The organism is Citrobacter sp. Cpo074 (assembly GCF_030332745.1).
Classification (GTDB): domain Bacteria; phylum Pseudomonadota; class Gammaproteobacteria; order Enterobacterales; family Enterobacteriaceae; genus Citrobacter; species Citrobacter portucalensis.
Window position 1 is genome coordinate 323,822 of sequence record NZ_JAOWHG010000033.1, and the last position, 21,037, is coordinate 344,858.

19 protein-coding genes and 1 riboswitch are annotated in these 21,037 nt (G+C 49.5%); of the genes, 5 read left to right on the forward strand and 14 right to left on the reverse strand.

From position 1 onward, the window contains the following. Positions 1 to 25: 25 nt before the first annotated feature. Positions 26 to 121: riboswitch (TPP riboswitch) on the reverse strand. A 234-nt stretch (positions 122 to 355) separates the two neighbouring features. After that, positions 356 to 688 (forward strand): RcnB family protein, encoded by a 333-nt coding sequence (locus OGX83_RS15855; RefSeq protein WP_003834436.1) that lies wholly within the window; start codon positions 356 to 358, stop codon positions 686 to 688. A gap of 54 nt (positions 689 to 742) precedes the next feature. Here the strand turns inward: OGX83_RS15855 and OGX83_RS15860 are convergent, their stop codons facing one another. The 6 genes from OGX83_RS15860 to apbC all read right to left on the reverse strand — a co-directional run bounded on the left by OGX83_RS15860 (position 743) and on the right by apbC (position 7,489). After that, entirely contained in the window at positions 743 to 1,753 is a 1,011-nt protein-coding gene (locus OGX83_RS15860) for a fimbrial protein (RefSeq protein WP_103285539.1), read from the reverse strand. Positions 1,754 to 1,764: 11 nt separating this feature from the next. Then, on the reverse strand, positions 1,765 to 4,251 hold the full coding sequence (locus OGX83_RS15865) for a fimbrial biogenesis outer membrane usher protein (RefSeq protein WP_286588514.1): 2,487 nt from the start codon (positions 4,249 to 4,251) through the stop codon (positions 1,765 to 1,767). A 13-nt stretch (positions 4,252 to 4,264) separates the two neighbouring features. Next, on the reverse strand, positions 4,265 to 4,945 hold the full coding sequence (locus tag OGX83_RS15870; RefSeq protein ID WP_125362673.1) for a fimbrial assembly chaperone: 681 nt from the start codon (positions 4,943 to 4,945) through the stop codon (positions 4,265 to 4,267). A 63-nt stretch (positions 4,946 to 5,008) separates the two neighbouring features. Beyond that, positions 5,009 to 5,548, reverse strand: coding sequence for a fimbrial protein YehD (gene yehD / locus OGX83_RS15875; RefSeq protein ID WP_286588516.1), 540 nt, complete (start codon positions 5,546 to 5,548; stop codon positions 5,009 to 5,011). A 284-nt stretch (positions 5,549 to 5,832) separates the two neighbouring features. Continuing rightward, positions 5,833 to 6,114 carry a DUF2574 family protein gene (locus OGX83_RS15880; RefSeq protein ID WP_048234930.1) on the reverse strand — a complete coding sequence of 94 codons (282 nt, stop codon included), beginning with the start codon at positions 6,112 to 6,114 and terminating at the stop codon, positions 5,833 to 5,835. Positions 6,115 to 6,379: 265 nt separating this feature from the next. Then, positions 6,380 to 7,489: an iron-sulfur cluster carrier protein ApbC gene (gene apbC / locus OGX83_RS15885; protein WP_003027343.1), complete on the reverse strand. Its 1,110-nt coding sequence runs from the start codon at positions 7,487 to 7,489 to the stop codon at positions 6,380 to 6,382. 164 nt (positions 7,490 to 7,653) lie between these two features. On the opposite strand from apbC, the gene metG reads away from it, so the two are divergent. Beyond that, entirely contained in the window at positions 7,654 to 9,687 is a 2,034-nt protein-coding gene (gene metG, locus OGX83_RS15890; RefSeq protein ID WP_032943974.1) for a methionine--tRNA ligase, read from the forward strand. A gap of 205 nt (positions 9,688 to 9,892) precedes the next feature. After that, complete coding sequence (locus tag OGX83_RS15895) at positions 9,893 to 10,351, forward strand: YehR family lipoprotein (protein ID WP_032943976.1); 459 nt, start codon at positions 9,893 to 9,895, stop codon at positions 10,349 to 10,351. Between the two features lie 43 nt (positions 10,352 to 10,394). Here OGX83_RS15895 and OGX83_RS15900 read toward each other — a convergent pair whose 3' ends face one another. From OGX83_RS15900 to OGX83_RS15910, 3 genes are read right to left on the reverse strand one after another with little or no spacing between them, the layout of a single operon-like run. Then, positions 10,395 to 10,865 carry a YehS family protein gene (locus OGX83_RS15900; protein WP_003834454.1) on the reverse strand — a complete coding sequence of 157 codons (471 nt, stop codon included), beginning with the start codon at positions 10,863 to 10,865 and terminating at the stop codon, positions 10,395 to 10,397. Between the two features lie 46 nt (positions 10,866 to 10,911). Beyond that, positions 10,912 to 11,631, reverse strand: coding sequence for a two-component system response regulator BtsR (btsR, locus tag OGX83_RS15905; protein WP_003840155.1), 720 nt, complete (start codon positions 11,629 to 11,631; stop codon positions 10,912 to 10,914). Then, positions 11,628 to 13,313: a sensor histidine kinase gene (locus tag OGX83_RS15910; RefSeq protein ID WP_003834458.1), complete on the reverse strand. Its 1,686-nt coding sequence runs from the start codon at positions 13,311 to 13,313 to the stop codon at positions 11,628 to 11,630. The genes btsR and OGX83_RS15910 overlap by 4 nt, the downstream gene beginning before the upstream one ends. Positions 13,314 to 13,538: 225 nt before the next feature. Here OGX83_RS15910 and mlrA point away from each other — a divergent pair, with 225 nt between their 5' ends. Together mlrA and OGX83_RS15920 are read left to right on the forward strand one after the other, a co-directional pair. Then, on the forward strand, positions 13,539 to 14,270 hold the full coding sequence (mlrA, locus tag OGX83_RS15915; RefSeq protein ID WP_003027351.1) for an HTH-type transcriptional regulator MlrA: 732 nt from the start codon (positions 13,539 to 13,541) through the stop codon (positions 14,268 to 14,270). A gap of 259 nt (positions 14,271 to 14,529) precedes the next feature. Further along, positions 14,530 to 14,637: a protein YohO gene (locus OGX83_RS15920; RefSeq protein ID WP_042318015.1), complete on the forward strand. Its 108-nt coding sequence runs from the start codon at positions 14,530 to 14,532 to the stop codon at positions 14,635 to 14,637. Here OGX83_RS15920 and OGX83_RS15925 read toward each other — a convergent pair. From OGX83_RS15925 to bglX, 5 genes are all read right to left on the reverse strand, one after another. Next, positions 14,618 to 15,349: an ABC transporter permease gene (locus OGX83_RS15925; protein WP_250671978.1), complete on the reverse strand. Its 732-nt coding sequence runs from the start codon at positions 15,347 to 15,349 to the stop codon at positions 14,618 to 14,620. The two genes, OGX83_RS15920 and OGX83_RS15925, sit on opposite strands and share 20 nt — an antisense overlap. Beyond that, a complete protein-coding gene (locus OGX83_RS15930) occupies positions 15,333 to 16,280 on the reverse strand; it encodes an ABC transporter ATP-binding protein (RefSeq protein WP_191215568.1) in 948 nt (315 codons plus the stop codon). The genes OGX83_RS15925 and OGX83_RS15930 overlap by 17 nt, the downstream gene beginning before the upstream one ends. Beyond that, on the reverse strand, positions 16,273 to 17,439 hold the full coding sequence (locus OGX83_RS15935) for an ABC transporter permease (RefSeq protein WP_286588524.1): 1,167 nt from the start codon (positions 17,437 to 17,439) through the stop codon (positions 16,273 to 16,275). The genes OGX83_RS15930 and OGX83_RS15935 overlap by 8 nt, the downstream gene beginning before the upstream one ends. Positions 17,440 to 17,454: 15 nt before the next feature. Beyond that, entirely contained in the window at positions 17,455 to 18,372 is a 918-nt protein-coding gene (osmF, locus tag OGX83_RS15940; protein WP_008785251.1) for a glycine betaine ABC transporter substrate-binding protein OsmF, read from the reverse strand. 232 nt (positions 18,373 to 18,604) lie between these two features. Then, positions 18,605 to 20,902, reverse strand: a complete 2,298-nt coding sequence (bglX, locus tag OGX83_RS15945) for a beta-glucosidase BglX (RefSeq protein ID WP_003834471.1) — start codon at positions 20,900 to 20,902, stop codon at positions 18,605 to 18,607. Positions 20,903 to 21,037: the final 135 nt, after the last annotated feature.

The window sequence follows — 21,037 nt, forward strand, 5'->3', positions numbered from 1 at the left end:
GCTCCTGCCCGCGCGAAGAAGGGACACGAGCAGTGTCAGACTTCCCTACGCTGGCATTATCCAGATCAGGTGGTACGGGTATTTCTCAGCCTTCTCCAGAAGGGCACCCCGAGTCGTTGAAACACAAACGTAATACGCTGGTTTCAGTAACAGGATACTGCCTGTGCTTAACGATGTAAATTGGCGCACTCCCCACTCCCGCAGTGAAACTACTGGTCAAGGTTGCTGCAATTCTGTACTTTCATTTACACTTTTTACGAAATGACTGGAGTGATCACAAAATAGTGCTTGTCAGGCATCCGGTATGCCAGGAATGATACATGACTGATTTTGATGACCCGAAGAGGTAGAGAGGATGGGTATGAAGAATAAAATGTTGCTGGGTGCACTTCTGCTTGCAAGCAGCGTCGTCTGGGCCGCACCAGCTGCAACAGCTGCCCCCACCGGTATCGATAAGTATGAACTGAGCAGCTTTATTGCTGACTTCACCCATTTCAAACCCGGTGACAAGGTTCCACCACTGTATCTCACCGAAGAATACACCATTAAGCAGTGGAATCTGCGCAACCTGCCCGCACCGACGGCAGGCACCCACTGGACCTATATGGGTGGCGCGTATGTGCTGGTCAATGATGCCGATGCTAAGATCATTAAAGCCTACGACGGCGAGATTTTTTATCATCGTTAATAAAATAAAAACACGTACTTTCAGCAAGAAAGTACGTGAAATACTGCAAATCAATTAGTCATAAGATACTGCAAATATGACTTTACTTTGTACCTCACCTGGTCGTAAAGATTCTCCTGTCACGCGAACATATTTCGCAGTGATAGGGAAAATGTACTGATTGTTGATTGTTTCCAATTTAGCTATTCTGTTCATCAGAGTATCCCCCAGTTTTAGGGGAGTAGTCGCGGTGCCGTTATATATCTGGAACCCCACCCCTTTTGCGCCATTCGTTATCGTATTATTTAGTATTTTCCCGCTTTCATCCCAGTCACCGCGAACCACCTTAAAACTCACGGGATTGGTGGTGACATTGTAAACACTGTTGCAATTTAGTACCAAATTTGTAGACCCTGATTTAGTATTGTTTGCGCTTAACATTTCGTTTAACGTCGTATCCGGCATTTTGATTTCATATGTCGGCTGAGAGAAACGACAGGTTGTTGGTTTGTGTATGACTGTAAACGTCAAATGTTGTGAGTAAGCATTACCACTATTCAATAATCCTAATGCCGAGCAAAACCACCATGCTATAATATTCGAATTACAGGAATTATCAGATAAAAAATTGACTGCGGGCTGAGATAATCCAAACGAGTTCCCATACACTATTTCACCACTATCTGAACTATATGTGGTTGGTGCCACATATGATGCCTCAATAGACATTTTTTTATTATTAATAACATCATTTACCGTGTAATTTTTAGGTGAAAATAAAGACCCATTTGTATCTACTGGAAAACCTGTACCTGTAAGCGTCAATTTAATAAAAATGCTCTTACCAGCAGCGGAGTCCTTCATTTCAACAATATAATCCTTCAAATTTGTTGCATAATACATTTTATCGCCTGTCGAGTTACAGTCGAATGTCCCTTGGAGATTAGGATTGAAACTCACTGTTGTTGAACCCGTGGTCAAATCCAATGTAATTGACTGTGTCGCGCTCGGACTTCCTTTGGGGGTACATTTAGCCTGCCCCAAAAAAGGGAACAACAGTAAAATTAAAAACCAATACTTCTTCATAAACGGATCCCTTATCGGCAAATATAAACTTTATTCTCATCAATTGCCTTATCGAAGGTAATCGTACAGAATTGTCCCTGTTGTTTATTAACTGCGACGCGTACCGAGGTAGGAATATCGTTAGTACGAATAAATAACCGGCTACCCTGCCCCACCAGGCCAACATTATTACCAATATCATCTTCCACTTCATAACCGAACGATAACGGAGAGCCGTCCGGACGCTCAGCAATGAAGAACCAGGGTTTACGCCTATCGGTTTCAAACTCCGTCATCACAACCGCGCCGCGATAAGGCACTGCGCCTTTGCGATTGCCAAGCAAGGCGACATCGCTATTACTGTCGGAAAGATCCAGCACCAGCATATTCTCACGATACGGCGTCAAACTGTCGTAAACCGCGTAACCTTTGCTGTTGGTTGTTAAATAACGATGCCCCTGCACAGCTGCCCCCTGCAATCCAGGCGCTTTGATAATGGCGAATGTATCTGAAAGCCGAGGAGCTAACGCAACACCATCTGACCATACCACTAAACCCCCCTGAATATTGCCGCTGGCCTGTTGATACTTATTCGATTGGCTGTAACTACCGCCTACAGTCGCAACTGGCGCGCGCCAGACCAGGCTACCACCCGCTATTGTCTCATTCCCCTGTCGTTGGTGACTGAGATTGGCACCATAGCTGAATTGATTGCGATTACCCGCCACCCCGCTTAAGCTGGTGTTGTTCGATTGATAACCATCGTCATCAAACGTCGTTGAGTTAGAGACAAACAGATCGCGTCGAGGAGTTGAAATACCGTCACCCCACGAGAACGGGATGGAGATATACAGGTTAAAACGTTTATCCTCGTGGTTGTCCTCATCATAGGTCTGGCTGACGGACAAGGTATAGCTGACACGCTGCCAGGCGTTCGAGTAGCTCAGCTGATAATCTTTGCCGGTTCCACTGCGCTGCCAGTAGTCGCGCCACAGGCCGCTGACGGCCAAGGATCCCCAGTTTTCGGGTAATACTTGATTGATATTCAGCGAAAAGCTGTTCTTTCGGCCAAAGTCATTTTGATAGTAGTCTGCAACGTCATAAACATCATTTTCATCGCGGTCATAGTGATTTTTGTTATTCGCCCATACGTAGTCATTAAAGGTACGATAATCCCGCGAGGAGTAACGAAAAGCTGCCAGCGCAAACTGCGTGCCGGTCTGTGCGACATACTTGTTCCACGCAACCTGATAGCTCTGGCCATCAAATACATCGCCATTGTCTTGCTCGCTATGCGATCGCGTGGCATCTACCGATACCGCGCCAATGGGTGTATTCCAGCCGGTCCCGAGTACAAACGAGGTATAGTTTTGTGACAGCATTGTACCGCCATAGACCGTTAGCAGATTGTTCAAGCCATACTGATAGCTGCCTTGCAGGAAATCATACTGATTGCCAGCCCCCTCAATATGACTGCGCCCCGCAGCAAAATCATATTTCGATACGCCCGACTGCAGCATATTCGGCACAGATGAATAAGGCACCAGATAATGAGATACCGAACCGTCGGCCTCTTTCACGCTCACATCTAAGTCCGCACCGCCGCCGGCGAGTTGCAGATCATCAATTGCAAATGGGCCTGGCGGAACTTCTTTCTGGTAAATAACAAAGCCGTTTTGTTCGATAGTTACCAGCGCGTTACTCTGGGCAATCCCACGGACTACTGGGGTAAAATTCTGTTTTGAGTTCGGTAACATTTGCATATCGCGCCAGATACGCACACCGCGAAAACGTACCGCATCAAAGATATCCGAGCCGGTATACATATCCCCAGTACGTAGCGTGCCAAGTATTTGCGGTATACCTCGCTCCATATATAGGGTGTTGCTTTTCCAATTGCCACTACCCTCATTACCTTTGGTATAGTTGGCATTTGAGTGCAACTGCCATCCTAGTAGGTTCAACCCACTATTCAGGCTCACATAACTACTTTTATCATCGCCGCCGTGTTTATAACTACTGTAATACTGGCTGGCATAATAAGAGGTATAAAAAGCGTTAACACCGCGATCCCAAGTTTCAGGCGGCATATATCCTGGCTCATATTCAAGCACATACGCCTGCGGCACGCTTAAGTTCAGAATAAATTGCCCAATATCATAACTAACACTACCTCCCTGTACTGCTTCACGTAGCGGCACGCACTCCTCTTTTTTATCTGTTTTAATATTCCCGGTGCGAATACCAATCTGCTGCAATTGTGTCCATGATAAACATGTCGCATCAGGATCGGCTTTGATATTAATATCGTACCGACCGCGCCACTGGTTATTAAGATAAATATCCATTTCATATATGCCGGGCATTGGCTTATCACCATCAATTTGATAGCGAGAGATTTTCTCACCGTTCAAACCACCGATCATAAAGTGGGTATCAAATGTGTCTTCTTCAGCCCATGTGGATGAAGTGACCAACACCGACAGGATTGCCAGTGTAATGGAATTTATCTTTAACATAATCAGTCCTTGACTATCTTTCCGTTTTTATTTTTTCACTTAAATAGTTTCCGTGATCATCAATAAGAGTAACCTTGTAATGATTAACAACAGCAGCAGTGATAACTTTTTTATCTGACCACGGAGCAAGTAACACTGTCTCACTATTTATTTTAGAATTACCTACTAATTCAGGAATAGTTATCCAGTTGGCTGAATTATTTTTAATATTAATACCACCACTGACATACCTGACACTTAAGCGAGAAAAGCTTTTTTCATCCACACCAGTAAGACCCTGCGGACGATAAATAAATTTGATGCGATTCTGCATGGCAAATTTAATCATATTCTTACCTTCTGATTCCGCAGAATTAGGAGGAATATCCAACACATTAAGAAAAAAAAGGCTTTCACGATCTTTTGGCAGCGTATTTGCCAGCTGCTTAATTTTTAGTTGTTGGCCAGAGCCTCCGCTGACCTTCGCCACAGGAGGGTTCATCACAAATGGCACCTGGATTTTTTCTGGTGGCAAGCTGGTATCTCCATCATCTATCCAGGATTGAACCAGTGAACTGCGGCTACCTTCATTCATTAACTGCACGGTAATTTCTTTTTTTTGTGCCGGATAAATTACACGCGTGCCGTAAATGTAAACCCCTCCCCACGCAGGCAATACTGTGCCAGCCAATAATAATGCTAATATTTTTTTCATTATAATTATCCTTACTGCGGAAATAATCGGCGGCAAGAGCCGCCGACAAACAGGATAGTAATCTTAATCAGTAACAACGGTCATCGTCAGCGAAGAGGCCACGTCACCAGCAGTAACATCGGCAGAACCAATTCTTGCATAACGTGCGCTAAAGTTCAGCGTATATTTATTGTCTGTAGTTTTAGTTAACATAATACCTTCATCAGGGTTAACCGGTTTAGAAAAATCATCACCATAGTAAACGGAGAAGCCAGCACCATTATTTGCGGCAGTGTTTCGTGTAATATGTTTATTAGCACTATCAAATTGGGAGCTGGAGAACGTAATTTTTGGCGCGTTGTCCCCAGTACATTCAACAGTTAATGGCACAGTAGTCTTATTTGTATATCCATCATAAACACCACCGGCACTTAAGGCATTTAATCTGTCAGCACCAATTTGGTTCATACCGATGGTTGCAGTGGTATCACCCGTAAATTTACAGGTTGTTCCAACTACCTTACCAGTAATAATCAATTCACCCTGATCGGTATCAGCAGCAAAAGCCCCAGCGCTCATAAATACAGCAGACAGTACAGCAGCAGAAATAATTGAACGTTTCATAATATCTTCCTTAATAAAATAATTTCTATTTGTTAAGAGGGTTAACTCTTGGATTTAAATTCGCACAACAAAAACGTTATCGCAATGTGAACACGTTGTTTTGTTGATTTAAAACAAGTTACCAATTGCAATATAATTGCAACAAATAAGTGAAGATAAACACTATTTATATATTTAATAAATTAGCGTTATTAATTGTCGTTTTTTATTTGTTAGAGAAATAGAAAAGCACTCATCATTCATATAAATGATGAGTGCTTAATATCAACACTGAGATTCTTAGTCTAATCGTAACGGTTTAACACTATCTGTCGCATAGAATCCCCTGGTACAGAAACGATCTCGGTCACGACGCCCTTCGCTGGAACAGGATCCACATGACTGACATTTGAAAGATGAAGAGATTGACCACATTTCTGTTGAACGTTGTTATTCACGACGTCAGCACTACAGGTTGGTTCAACGACTCGCCCACTGATTGTTAAGGTCGCAGTATCGGAAGCGAAGGTAGGGGCGCTCATTCCATAAGTCAGAGCTATAATTCCCATCAGTAAACTTTTTTTCATTTTAATCGTTATTCCTGTGGTTAGCATCAAATAGCATACAGAGAACCTGTTCAGCAGATTATGGGCATAACACCCTGTTTGAACCAATTGAAATTGTAGATTAATGAGATAGATTTGATCAATTATAATGATGCATCGAGGTGATTTATTCGGAAAAAGGCATGAATTATAAACGCAGAATGAACAATATCGTGAGATTTTTAAATTTAAGATATTCACCGCATCAATAATACATTAATGCGGTGAATATCTGTAACGCTATAAATTACACCGCGCGGAAGGCAATCTCGCCCGGAATAACCTCTCCCTGCCAGTAGAGCTGTGCAGCCACTCGTCCTGCCAGGTCGCGGTAAATAGCAGTAAATTCGCTATCAGGACGGCTAATCACCGTCGGCGTACCACGATCGAGGTCCTCACGCAGAGAAATATGCAGCGGCATCTGTCCCAGCAGTTGAGTGTGATACTGCTCGGCCAACTTCTGTGCCCCACCGGTACCGAAGATCGGTTCATGGTGACCGCAGTTGCTGCAAATATGCATACTCATATTCTCAACAATACCCAGTACCGGCACTTCGACTTTTTCGAACATCACGATGCCCTTTTTCGCATCGATCAGCGCGATGTCCTGCGGCGTAGTGACAACAACCGCGCCCGTTACCGGAATGTTCTGCGCCAGCGTCAGCTGGATGTCACCGGTGCCCGGCGGCATATCCAGTACCAGATAATCAAGATCCGGCCATAAAGTTTCCTGCAACATCTGCAGCAGCGCTTTGCTGGCCATCGGGCCGCGCCATACCATCGCGTTATCGTCAGTGACCAGATAACCAATGGAGTTCGTTGCCAGACCATGAGACATGATCGGTGCCATGTGGGTACCATCTGGCGAGGTTGGACGCTGGTTTTCCGCGCCAAGCATTGTCGGGATAGACGGACCATAAATATCGGCGTCCAGAATCCCTACCTTCGCCCCTTCTGCAGCCAGCGCCAGCGCCAGGTTCACGGCAGTAGAGGATTTACCCACGCCACCTTTACCTGAACTGACGGCGATGATGTTTTTCACACCATTAATACCCGGCTGGTTTTTCACGCGCTTCAGCGTCGCGATGTTATGCGACAGTTTCCAGTCGATCGCTTTCGCACCGGTAATACGCAGCAGATCGGCGCTACATTGCTCTTTTAAGTCCTCAAACGCGCTATGCCAGACAAACGGCATGACCAGCTCAACGTGCAACGTGTCATCCATCCAGGCGACGTGGTGCAACGCTTTAAGCGTCGTCAGATTATGCTTCAGGGTTGAATGCTGAAAATTCGCCAGCGTCCCGGCAACCATGGCGCGCAGGGTCTCTGGTGATTTGGCCTGGGATTGTGCGTTCATCCCGACTCCTTTTTGTTGTTCTGAATATACAATAGTCACCAGGTAGTTTACTCCAACCGCAACAATTATTCATTTACGGATAAATGCCCTTATCGCTTGGCGCAGTAATTACCATTTTGGTACTATCAAAGCCCTTTTCACTACAAAAGAAGTAATTGCCCACTATGACTCAAGTCGCGAAGAAAATTCTGGTAACGTGCGCGCTGCCGTACGCCAACGGCTCAATCCACCTCGGCCATATGCTGGAGCACATCCAGGCTGATGTCTGGGTCCGTTACCAGCGAATGCGCGGCCACCAGGTTAACTTCATCTGCGCGGACGACGCACACGGTACGCCAATCATGCTGAAAGCACAGCAGCTTGGGATCACGCCAGAGCAGATGATCGGTGAAATGAGTCAGGAGCATCAGACTGATTTTGCAGGTTTTGACATCAGCTATGACAACTACCACTCGACGCACAGCGAAGAGAACCGTGAGTTGTCTGAGCTGATTTATACTCGCCTGAAAGAGAACGGTTTTATTAAGAACCGCACAATCTCCCAGCTTTACGATCCGGAAAAAGGCATGTTCCTGCCGGACCGTTTCGTTAAAGGCACCTGCCCGAAATGTAAGTCTCCGGATCAGTACGGCGATAACTGTGAAGTCTGCGGCGCAACCTACAGCCCGACCGAACTTATCGAGCCGAAATCCGTCGTGTCTGGCGCAACGCCGGTGATGCGTGACTCCGAACACTTCTTCTTTGATCTGCCGTCATTCAGCGAAATGCTGCAGGCGTGGACGCGCAGCGGCGCGTTACAGGAGCAGGTCGCCAACAAAATGCAGGAATGGTTCGAATCCGGCCTGCAACAGTGGGATATCTCTCGCGATTCCCCGTACTTCGGTTTTGAAATCCCGAATGCGCCTGGCAAGTACTTCTATGTCTGGCTGGACGCGCCAATTGGCTATATGGGTTCATTCAAAAACCTGTGCGATAAGCGCGGTGACACCACCAGTTTTGACGAGTACTGGAAGAAAGATTCCGACGCCGAGCTGTATCACTTCATCGGTAAGGATATCGTTTACTTCCACAGCCTGTTCTGGCCTGCCATGCTGGAAGGCAGCAACTTCCGTAAGCCGACCAACCTGTTCGTACACGGTTATGTGACGGTGAACGGCGCGAAGATGTCCAAATCTCGCGGCACCTTCATTAAGGCCAGCACCTGGCTGAAGCACTTTGATGCCGACAGCTTGCGCTACTACTACACCGCGAAGCTTTCTTCACGTATTGATGACATCGACCTGAACCTGGAAGACTTTGTCCAGCGCGTTAACGCCGATATCGTCAACAAAGTAGTCAACCTGGCATCCCGTAACGCCGGCTTTATTGCTAAGCGTTTTGACGGCGTTCTGGCGAATGAACTGGCCGACCCGGCGCTGTATAAAACCTTCACCGACGCCGCAGTAGTGATTGGCGAAGCATGGGAAAGCCGTGAATTTGGTAAAGCTATCCGTGAAATCATGGCGCTGGCCGACGTGGCAAACCGCTACGTTGACGAACAGGCACCGTGGGTCGTGGCTAAACAGGAAGGCCGCGATGCCGACCTGCAGGCGATCTGCTCCATGGGTATCAACCTGTTCCGCGTGCTGATGACCTACCTGAAACCGGTTCTGCCAACGCTTGCTGAACGTGTTGAAGCTTTCCTGAACAGCGAACTGAGCTGGGATGCCATTGAACAGCCACTGCTCGGCCACAAGGTCAACACCTTTAAAGCGCTGTACAATCGCATCGACATGAAACAAGTTGAAGCGCTGGTTGAGGCGTCGAAAGAAGAAGTGAAAGCAGCTGCAGCACCGGTTACCGGCCCGCTGGCTGATGACCCGATTCAGGAAACCATCACCTTTGACGATTTCGCCAAAGTTGACCTGCGTGTAGCGCTGATTGAAAACGCCGAGTTCGTGGAAGGTTCCGACAAACTGCTGCGTCTGACGCTGGATCTCGGTGGTGAGAAACGTAACGTCTTCTCTGGTATTCGTTCTGCGTATCCAGATCCGCAGGTCCTGATTGGCCGCCAGACCATTATGGTTGCCAACCTGGCACCACGTAAGATGCGCTTCGGCATTTCCGAAGGGATGGTGATGGCCGCAGGTCCTGGCGGGAAAGATATCTTCCTGTTAAGCCCGGACGAAGGTGCAAAACCAGGCCAACAGGTGAAGTAAATCAAACATCTCAAGCGCTGCAACCGCAGCGCTTTTTTTTGCTACGCAAGTGCTTCCTCTAATCTTAACCCCCGCTCCATTTTCGGACTGCTTCGTTGTTAATATTAGATTTATTCTATACTGCTCTGGTATCAAGGTAGTCCGGGCTCACCAGATTCGTGGACGTTATTATTTAACATCCGATATTCATGAAATGGAGTTTTACATGAAAGCGTTACAAAAATTATTTTCTCTCGCCGTGGCATCGATTGTGGTTTTTTCCCTGGCGGGATGTGGTGATAAAGAAGAGACAAAAACATTCAATGCCAACATTAATGGTTCTGATATCACCGTCTCTTATACCTATAAAGGTGATAAGGTCCTGAAGCAAATCTCCGAAAGTAAAATTAGCTATGCGTCAGTCGGTGCCAGCAATAAAGAGGAGGCAGCAAAAGTATTCGACGCATTAAGCGCCAAATATCAGAACATTACTGGCATAGAAGAAAAACTCACCTATTCAGATACCTACGCGCAAGAAAATGTCACTATCGATATGGAAAAAGTTGATATAAAAGCGTTGCAGGCCATTTCAGGGATGAAGCTATCTGAAAACGCCGATAAAAACATCAGCATGAAGCAAATGCAAACGGTAATGGAATCGGCGGGTTTTAAAGAAGTGAAGTAAACCATCGGCGACCCGATTTTAATCGGCGTCGCCCATTTTTTCTTTATGGCTTCGCGTTATGTACCCGTGATGTCAAACCACGCAGAAAATAACGCAGGAACTGATCGCCGCATTCGCGATAGTTCTTATGATCAGGTGCACGCATCATGGCGGTAATTTCCGGCATCGACACACGGAATTTCTGCTCGGTCATAATAGCCAGAATATCGTCGGTTTTCAGCGAAAAGGCGATACGCAGCTTTTTCAGCACCGTATTGTTATTAACACGACGCTCCAGCGCCAGTTCCGGTGCAGAATCATCTTTACCACGCAGATGATAAATCAGGCCGTTTAAAAAACCGGAGAGAATGATATCCGGGCAACGAACAAACCCAGCCTCATCTTCTTTTGTCATCCAGGTATCGAAACCTGCGGAGGTGGATTCCATGTCAGCAAGCGCAAGAATACGCACCATGTCGTTATTGTTCGCTTTTAGGGTGTAGCGCAGGCTACGAAGAATATCGTTACTTAGCATAGAGCCTTCAACTGTCGGTGATGCAATGGCGCGCAGTGTATCAGTTTTACAGTCCAATCGCCTCTTTTAGACTTTTAAGATAACGACGACTCACCGGAACGGTCAGTCCGTTACGCAAAATCAGTTCCGCCTGACCGTTGTCTTCCAGACGGATCTCCTGCAATTGCGCCATATTTACCAGATATTGCCGATGACAACGCAGCAGAGGAGTACGGCTCTCCAGCGTCCTGAGCGTCAACTCAGTGAAGCCTTCTTTACCATCGCTGCTCGTCACATACACACCACTCATGCGACTGCTGATAAACGCCACATCATCCATTTGCAGCAAATAAATCCGACTATGGCCGCTGCACGGAATAAACTTCAGTGCCTGCTGATTTTCTGGCAGCAGTGATACATCCTGCTTGGTACGCTCCTGACGCAAACGGATTAGCGTTTTTTCCAGCCGTGCTTCTTCAATCGGCTTGAGCAGATAATCAAACGCATGTTCTTCGAAGGCTTTCACCGCATACTCATCAAAGGCGGTCAGAAAAACAATGTACGGACGATGCTCGGGATCAAGCATGCCAACCATTTCCAGGCCGCTGATTCGCGGCATCTGAATATCAAGGAACAGAACATCCGGACGCAATTTATGCACCGCGCCAATGGCTTCCACCGCATTCGAACATTCACCGACAATCTCGATGTCGCTTTGCTCTTGCAACAGGATCCGCAGATTCTCCCGGGCTAACGGTTCGTCATCGACAATCAGCACTTTGATCATGCCAGTTCCTCCAGAGGAAGTCGTAAAGTGATTCGAGTAAAGCGGTCAGGTTCACACGCTACGCTGATGCCAAAATCATCACCAAACCGCTCACGCAGTCGTTTATCGACCAGATTCATACCCAGTCCACTGGCTTCTGAGGTTGGCTGATACAGCCCGGCATTGTCTTCGATATCCAGCATCAGATATTGCCCTTCGCGACGGGCGGTGATCGATACTTCACCGGTATCCAGTAACTGAGAAGTACCGTGTTTAATGGCATTCTCCACGATGGGTTGCAGAGTAAAGGCGGGTAATTGCTGATGCGAAAGTTCTTCTGGCACCGTCAAGGTCACCTGAAGACGCGACTGGAATCGTGCCTTCTCAATTTGCAGATAAGCATTAACGTGTTCAATTTCATCGGCCAGCGTCACAATTTCCGACGGGCGTTTTAAATTTTTACGAAAGAACGTCGACAGATACTGCACCAGTTGGCTGGCCTGCTCGCTATCGCGGCGGATTACAGCTTTGATGGTGTTGAGTGCATTAAACAGAAAATGGGGATTGACCTGGGCGTGCAGGAGTTTTATTTCCGACTGCGTGAGCATCGCTTTTTGCCGCTCATACTGCCCGGCCAGAATCTGTGCCGAAAGCAGTTGGGCGATCCCTTCCCCCAGCGTACGGTTGATCGAACTAAAGAGGCGGTTTTTGGCTTCATACAGTTTGATGGTCCCCATTACCCGCTGGTTTTCACCTCGCAGAGGGATCACCAGCGTCGAGCCTAATTTGCATTGCGGGTGCAAAGAGCAACGGTAAGGAACTTCATTCCCATCGGCATACACCACCTCTCCGGTTTCAATCGCGCGTTGGGTATATGACGATGAAATAGGTTTTCCGGGTAGATGGTGATCGTCGCCAATACCGGTAAATGCCAGCAGTTTCTCACGATCGGTAATCGCCACCGCACCGATATCCAGCTCTTCATACAGCACCTGAGCAACCTTCATGCTGTTAACCTCGTTGAACCCCTGGCGTAAAATACCTTCCGTTGAGGCGGCAACTTTGAGTGCTGTGGCGGAAAAAGCGGAGGTATATTTTTCAAACATCGCGCGTTTATCGAGCAAAATACGCATAAACAAGGCGGCGCCCACGGTATTGGTTACCATCATAGGCGCGGCAATATTGCTGACCAACCGAAACGCATCGTCAAACGGACGGGCAATTAATAAGATGATCAGCATCTGCACCAGTTCGGCGACAAAGGTAATCGCCCCCGCAGTCAGCGGGCTAAAGACTTTATCGGTACGACCACGACGGGTGAGCACGCTGTGCACCAGCCCGCCGAGCAACCCTTCCACAATGGTCGAGATCATGCAGCTAAGCGCTGTCATCCCACCCATCGAATAACGATGCAAACCGCCGGTAAGACCAACTAAACCACCGACCACAGGGCCGCCAAGCAGCCCGCCCATCACCGCGCCTATAGCGCGAGTGTTGGCAATAGAATCATCAATGTGCAGCCCGAAATAGGTGCCTAAAATGCAGAAAATGGAAAAGGTGACGTAGCAAAGCAGTTTATGCGGGAGTCGGATAGTCACCTGCATCAGCGGGATAAACAAACGCGTTTTGCTCATGAGCCACGCGATAACGAGGAACACACACATCTGCTGAAGCAGCAGCAACACCAGATTAAACTCGTACATACCCGCCAACCACACATCACTTAAAAGCGCGTAACATACATGGGCTGCGTGCAACTTTCTTTGAAGTGTTGCAAAAAAAGACGAATTTGTGAGAACGATCACTCGAAAGCGCGAGCATGGTTACAAATTCACCCATTCATAGATCAAAAAACAGACAAAACTACCTGGTTCGCAAAAGAGCGTCTAAAGTAAAACTGGGACCTCGCGAGCAAGAGTGAGACGACGATGGCGCTTTACACAATAGGTGAAGTGGCTTTGCTTTGTGATATCAACCCTGTCACTTTACGCGCGTGGCAGAGGCGTTACGGATTACTTAAACCGCAGCGGACAGACGGCGGGCATCGCCTGTTTAACGATGCGGATATCGACCGGATCCGCGAGATAAAACGCTGGATAAACAACGGTGTTCAGGTCAGCAAGGTTAAAATGTTGCTCAGCAATGAGAGCATTGATGTGCATAACGGTTGGCGTGAACAACAAGAGACGCTGTTGAGCTATTTGCAAAGTAATAATCTGCATAGTCTCAGACTTTGGATCAAAGAGCGTGGCCAGGATTATCCCGCACAAACGCTCAATACCCATTTGTTCATTCCGTTACGCCGACGTCTGCAATGCCAACAGCCGATCCTGCAGGCGTTACTGGGGATCCTCGACGGCGTACTGATCAACTACATCGCTATTTGTCTGGCCTCAGCACGTAAGAAACAGGGGAAAGATGCTCTGGTGGTTGGCTGGAACATTCAGGATACGACCCGTTTATGGCTGGAAGGTTGGGTCGCCAGCCAGCAGGGATGGCGCATTGACGTCCTTGCCCATTCGCTGAACCAACTGCGACCGGAGCTGTTTGAAGGTCGCACCTTGCTTGTCTGGTGCGGCGAGAACCAAACGCCCGCACAGCAGCAACAGCTGAACGAATGGCGCGCGTTGGGTCACGATATTTATCCACTCGGTATTTAGAGCCTGGCCCATTAGGGCTATTTTGCTTGCCATTTCGAACCTGGGCAGTGCTCAGACAACACTCAGAGAGTTTTGAACGCCCTTTAGGGCGGCCCGGAGGGTGAGCGTAGCGAATAATCCTCACGTACTACGTGTACGCTCCGGTTCTTCCGCGCTGGCCGTGTTCAAACTGTCTGCGCCAATAACGCCTAATGATCCAGGCTCTTAATATTCTATTAACAAACGTGTACAATCCTTGAATTCACATAAGGAGTGCATAATGAGCGTAGCTAAAATCGGTGTCATTACCCTCTTCCTGCTGATGGCCATCGGCGGTATCGGCGGTGTCATGCTGGCAGGCTATACTTTTATTTTACGTGCCGGGTAAGATGCCTCGCTAATTTCTCAAACCCGCGGTCAACAATTACCGCCGCCAGCGCGACCAGCAGCGCTCCCTGAATCACATAGGCGGTATTGAACCCACTCAGCCCGATAATAATCGGCGTACCCAGCGTGTTTGCCCCGACGGTTGAGGCGATGGTTGCGGTGCCGATATTAATAATCACCGACGTGCGAATCCCGGCCAGAATCACCGGGGCCGCCAGCGGCAACTCGACTTTACGCAGCCGCTGCCCCTGACTCATGCCCATTCCGCTGGCAATATCCATCACGCTGGGTGAAATTCCGCCGAGTCCCGCCAGCGTTGCCTGCAAGATCGGTAATACGCCATACAGGATCAACGCGATAATTGCCGGTTCAGGACCAAATCCCATCACCGGTACGGCGATCGCCAACACCGCAACTGGCGGAAAGGTCTGCCCCACGGCGGCGATGGTTTCCACCATCGGCCTGAATTCCGCGCCCCAGGACCGAGTTACCGCTATACCGGCCCCGGTGCCAATGAGTACGGCAATCAGGCTTGAAATCCCCACCAGGCCAAAATGGCTCAGTGCCAGCGCCGCAAAACTTTCCTGCTGATACACGGGACGCGGTAGCGCCGGAAATAGCGCACTGAACAAGGCCTGACTATGAGGCAACCCAACTAACAGGACCAGAAACAGGACAATAAGCCATAACAACGGATCAGCAAGACGTTTCACGGGTCGGCATCTCCGAAAGCAAATCACGAAAATGAAGCGTCCCGCAGGACACCCCCTGCGGGGTCACGACCGGCAAGACGTCGCAACCGCGCGCTACGAACACCGACAACGCATCACGCAGCGTCATTTCATCTACCAACGGTTCACCGGCTGTGTGTTCACCGCGACGGATAAAATCCCCTACCGTGCGAAGCGACAACAGACGTACGCCCAGTTCACTACGGCCAAAGAATGTTTGCACGAATTCGTTCGCCGGTGCTGTCAGCATCGACAGCGGCGTGCCCTGCTGTACTACCTTTCCTGCATCCATCAGAACCAGATGCTCCGCCAGCCTTAGCGCCTCGTCGATATCATGCGTCACCAGCACAATGGTACGCCCGAGCAGACGATGAATACGCGTCATCTCCTGCTGCAGCGCGCCGCGGGTGACCGGATCCAACGCGCCAAAAGGCTCATCCATCAGCAGAACCTGCGGATCTGCCGCCAGGGCACGCGCCACTCCGACCCGCTGCTGTTGCCCGCCAGACAGCTGATGCGGGTAACGATGGCGCAAACTGTCCTCAAGACCCAGCAGCGCCATCAGTTCGTCTGTTCGGTCATCAATACGAGAACGCGACCACTTTTGTAGCTGCGGCACCGTGGCGATGTTCTGCGCGACTGTCCAGTGGGGAAACAAGCCAATAGACTGAATCGCGTATCCCATGCGCCGCCTTAACTCCAGCACCGGCAGGCTGCGGATCTCTTCCCCGGCAAAGCGAATCTGTCCGCTGTCATGTTCAACCAGCCGATTGATCATTTTCAGCGTGGTGGATTTCCCGGAACCTGACGTGCCAATTAACACCGAAAAGCTGCCCTCCCCCAACCGCAGATTAAGGTCGTCAACGGCTTTTTGCTGGCCATAGGTTTTACTGACATGGCGAAATTCAATCATTATTCGATACCTCTAGCAGCGCGAGCCCTAAATCAAACAGCGCATCAATCAATACCGCCAGTACCACAACCGGGATCACGCCCAGCAACACTAAATCGACGGCGCTACTGAGCAATCCCTGAAAGACCAGCGCGCCAAATCCCCCTGCGCCAATCAGCGCAGCAATCACCGCCATTCCCACCGTTTGCACCATCACTACCCGTAAACTGCGCAAGAAGACCGGCAATGCCAGCGGGAACTGCACCGAGACAAATCGCTGGAAAGTGTTCATCCCCATCGCTCGGGCGCTTTCCAGTACATCCTGCGGCACCTGATTCAACCCAGCCACAACGCCACGTACCAGCGGTAACAGCGCATACAGCACTAACGCAATAAGCGCAGGCGTCAGGCCGGTTCCGGCGACGCCGAGCGAACCCAACAAAGGAAAGTGCTTCACCAACCCGGCAAGGGGCGCAATTAACAGGCCAAACAGCGCGACTGAGGGAATAGTTTGGATGATATTCAGTACCGCAAAAACCGGCCCCTGACGGGAGACAGAGAAAGCACACCAGATGCCCAACGGCACACCAATAAGCAGCGCGGGCACCACGGTAGCGAACAGAATTGTCAGATGCTGCGCCAGGGCGTCGTTGAAGACATCCTGACGGTTGGCATATTCTTTAAGCAGGGATAGATCGTTAAACGTGCCGGAGAACAAAAGCACCAGCGGAAAAATAAACATTTGCGCGTGCAACAGCCAACGCCATGATGCCAGCTCGGTTATGCGACGAATGGCGTCACTGGCGGCCAGCAACATTAGTCCTAGCCCCAACCAGAACCCGCTGCCCAGGCTGGTTCTGGCCAGTGGACTTCCCGTCTGGGCCAGATACGTTGCCGTTGTTCCTGCGGTTACCAGTGCTGCAATAACCAGCAACTGGCTAATAACAAGCGTCAATATATTGCCGGGCTTTCCCGGTACAAAGCACAGAAGAAACAGCAGCGAACAGGCTACTGCCAATCCCCACGCCATGTCGGGCCGGATATCCCAGAGTTGGCGCCCCTCACCGGAGACCAGGCGATTAGGCGCATAGCTAATGAAAGGCAGCGCTGCCGCCACGAAGGTAAGAAGTACCAGTAACAACAGCACCCGATTAACTGAAATCTTTGACAAAACACCCACCTGCTGCAAACTCCGTTACTTCACCCATCCTTTTTGCTTCAGGTAGTCTGCTGCAACTTTTTTCGCATCCAGCCCCTCCACGGCAATACTGGCATTCAGCTGCTGCAACGTTTTTTCATCCAGGCTGGCAAAAACCGGTTGTAGCCATTCTCCCATTTGCGGGTAGTCTTTCAGCACCGATTCACGTACGACGGGTGCTGGCGCATAAATGGGCTGGACACCTTTGGGATCGCTTAAAGTTTGCAGACCGAGCGCCGCAACCGGGCCATCGGTGCCATAAGCCATCGCCGCATTGACTCCAGAAGTCTGCTGCGCCGCTGCTTTAATCGTCACCGCGGTATCTCCCCCAGCTAGCGACAACAGCTGATTTTGATTCAGTTTGAAATCATAGGCTTTTTCAAACGCAGGCAACGCGTCAGCCCGTTCGATAAATTCAGCAGAGGCAGCAAGTTTGAACGTTCCCCCGTCTTTCAGGTAGCGGCCTAAATCAGCAAGGGACTCAAGCTTGTTCTTTTGCGCGACATCCTGGCGTACCGCAATAGTCCAGGTATTATTGGCGGGTGCAGGCGTTAGCCAGACCAGCTTATTTTGCTCTGCATCCAGCTTTTTCACTTTCTCGAAACCGGCCTGCGCATTTTTCCACGCCGGATCATTTTCATCTTTAAAAAAGAATGCGCCATTACCGGTATATTCCGGATAAATATCCAGCTCACCGGAGGTGATTGCCCCACGCACTACTGGGGTGGTGCCCAGCTGTACTTTATTGACAGTTTTCACGCCATGGCTTTCGAGCACCTGCAAAATAATGTTGCCGAGCAGCGCCCCTTCGGTATCTATTTTTGAACCAACCGTGACGGGTGACGCGGCCTGTAAGGGTAGGCTGATCGCGGCTAACAGCACCAGCGAACCCACCGATACTTTTGAGATTATCATGCTGTACTCCTCATCCTTTTGCGGCCCTTTTCAGAGACTTGAGGAAAAAGCATAGTCGAAAAATCAAGCCTTAACCTGGCAATTGGGTGGTAACGCTGAGAGTTATTAGCGGTAAGGCGATAATACAATAAAAAAAATCCGGCAAACCCAATGTGAATTTGCCGGATGATACGACTTTGTCAGCCTGATAAGCGTAGAGCCATCAGGCATGCTGCATGACTATATTCATCTATTACAGCAGTTCAAATTCGCCCTGCTTCACTCTGGCGGAATCCACGCCGATGAAAACGTTAAATTTGCCAGGTTCTGCATCGTATTTCATCTGCTGGTTCCAGAATTTGAGCGCTTCAATATCAATCGGGAAGCTGACGGTCTGAGTTTCACCTGGCTTAAGATTCACTTTTTCAAAACCTTTCAGCTGTTTTACCGGACGACTCATGGAGGCGGTCACATCCTGTAAATACATCTGAATCACCGTTGCACCTTCGCGCTTGCCGGTGTTGGTCACCTGCACGCTGGCCGTCACGGTTCCGTCACGCTTCATCGTCGGAGAAGAGAGCTTCACATCAGAAACCGTAAACGTGGTGTAGCTCAGGCCATAACCAAAGGGATACAACGGACCATTGGCTTCATCAAAGTAGCGCGACGTGTACTTGTTCGGCTTATCGGCGTTATACGGACGACCGGTATTGAGATGGCTGTAATAGACCGGGATCTGTCCAACAGAGCGCGGGAAAGACATCGGCAGCTTGCCTGACGGATTGTAATCACCAAACAGCACATCGGCGATGGCGTTACCGCCTTCCGTCCCGGCAAACCAGGTTTCGAGGATCGCATCGGCTTGTTGATCTTCCTTCACCAGCGCCAGCGGACGACCGTTCATCAACACCAGAACCAACGGTTTACCCGTGGCTTTCAGCGCGGCAATCAGGTCACGCTGACTTTGTGGAATGGTGATATCGGTGCGGCTGGAGGCTTCATGCGCCATGCCCTGCGCTTCACCGACTACCGCGACAACCACATCAGATTGCTTCGCGGCGTTAACGGCTTCATCGATCATCGCCTGCGGCGAACGCGGGTCAACCTTTACCGCTTCTTCATACAGGTTGAGGAAATCGACAATGCCTTTGTCGTTGGTGATATTCGCCCCTTTGGCGTACAGCACTTTGCCCTGATCGCCGACGGCATTTTTAATCCCCGTCAGTACCGTTACCGACTGATCGGCAACACCGGCGGCGGACCAACTGCCCATCACATCACGCTTGCTGTCGGCCAGCGGACCGACAACCGCCACTGTGGCCGATTTTTTCAGCGGCAACGTTTCCAGACGGTTTTTCAGCAGCACCAGGCTTTCGCGCGCCACTTCACGCGCCTCTTTGCGATGCAAACGGCTTTCTGCGTTGGTGTCCTGTGGGTCAGATTCTTTGGCCCCCAGATGGCTGTACGGATCGTTAAACAGCCCCATATCATATTTCACGTTCAGCACGTGGCGCGCGGCGTCGTCCAGCTCCGCCATCGTCACTTTGCCGGATTTAATCAAGCCCGGCAGATATTTGCTGTAATACTCATCGCTCATACTCATGTTGATGCCGGACTTGATCGCCACACGCACCGCATCTTCAGGATCGGAGGCGGTACCGTGCTTAATCAGTTCCTTAATCGCGCCGTGATCGGAAACGGTAATCCCCTTAAAGCCCCACTCATCACGCAGCACGTCTTTTAACAGCCAGGCGTCTGAGGTTGCAGGCGTACCGTTTAGCGAATTAAGACCCACCATCACCGCACCGCTACCGGCATCCAGCCCGGCTTTATACGGCGGCATATAGTCGTTGAACAGACGCTGTGGACTCATATCGACGGTGTTATATTCCTTGCCACCTTCAACCGCGCCATAGGCGGCGAAGTGCTTGACGCTGGTCATCACCGAATAGCGGTCAGCCGGGCTTTTCCCCTGCATCGCTTCCACCATGGTTTTACCCATCGTAGCCGTTAAATACGTGTCTTCACCAAAACCTTCTGAAGCACGGCCCCAGCGCGGATCGCGAGAGACATCGACCATTGGCGCCCAGGTCATATTCAGACCATCATCGGCAGCTTCATACGCGGAAATACGGCCAACGGTTCTGACCGCATCGAGATTAAAAGAGGACGCCAGGCCGAGACTTATAGGGAACACGGTACGCTGACCGTGCAATACGTCGTAGGCAAAAAAGAGAGGAATTTTCAGGCGGCTGAGCTCCATCACCTGATCCTGCATTTTGCGGATATCCTGGCGCGTGACGGTGTTAAAAATTGCCCCAACCTGCCCGTCTTTGATCATCTCGCGGATGGCTTCTTTCGGGTTATCAGGCCCGACGCTTATCAAGCGTAGTTGCCCAATTTTCTCATCCACGGTCATCTGTTTAAGTAAATCGGTAACGAATGCATCCCGCGCTTCTGGCGTCAGAGGATGGTTACCAAACAGCGTGTCCGCCAGCGCTGGTTGCAACGCCAGACTCACCGCGACACCTACAGAACATAGCCATTTCATGTTGATTCTCTCTTTATTTTTTCCCGACGAGGCAGCGAAAATATAACAAAAACCGCAGTTTGCCGTAAGACTAAACGGGAGCGATAAAGAAAGCTAAGGTTATTCTCCTAATTTTCGAAACCAACGCGACTCAGT